A 459-nucleotide genomic window follows, 5' to 3' on the forward strand; every position below is an offset into this window, starting at 1 on the left:
AAAGATTCAGTATGAATTGCCGGATTTCCCTGAATGATGAGTTTGACCATTTTCCAGCTTTCATAAAGGTTGTTTAAAAATTTGAGGTTTATCTCATGCTGTGACTTTTTGATGCCCAAATTATTCATTTTGATGGTAATGAGATTGAATCTGTCATGAGCATCATGGATGGTCTCATGTGAAAACATTTTGAAGTTGTCAAATTCGTTTAAAACAGATGTTTTCTTGTTTCCAATGATTCTCTCATTTCCTTCAAAACGATTTTTCAAAGTTTGCCAAATTTGGTTTGCAGTTAAAAGGATTATATCATTCATTTGGCTAAGAATACTGTGGGGTATTCCAGACACAAGTTCCTTTTTGGCTTGAAGTTCAAGTTTCTTCCTTTCATTCAGTATATCCAAGTTACTCGTAAGAGAGGTCATGTTATCTGGTAGAGATCCGTCTACACATTTCCACACG

At 34.9% G+C, this 459-nt stretch carries 1 protein-coding gene; it reads right to left on the reverse strand.

The genetic code is table 11. From position 1 onward, the window contains the following. Nucleotides 1–422: gag-polypeptide of LTR copia-type domain-containing protein (locus HX793_RS32265; protein ID WP_218646221.1), on the reverse strand; the 422-nt coding region annotated here is incomplete at its 3' end. Between the last annotated feature and the right edge of the window lie 37 nt (nucleotides 423–459).

Source organism: Pseudomonas reactans, assembly GCF_013387025.1.
GTDB lineage: Bacteria > Pseudomonadota > Gammaproteobacteria > Pseudomonadales > Pseudomonadaceae > Aquipseudomonas > Aquipseudomonas reactans.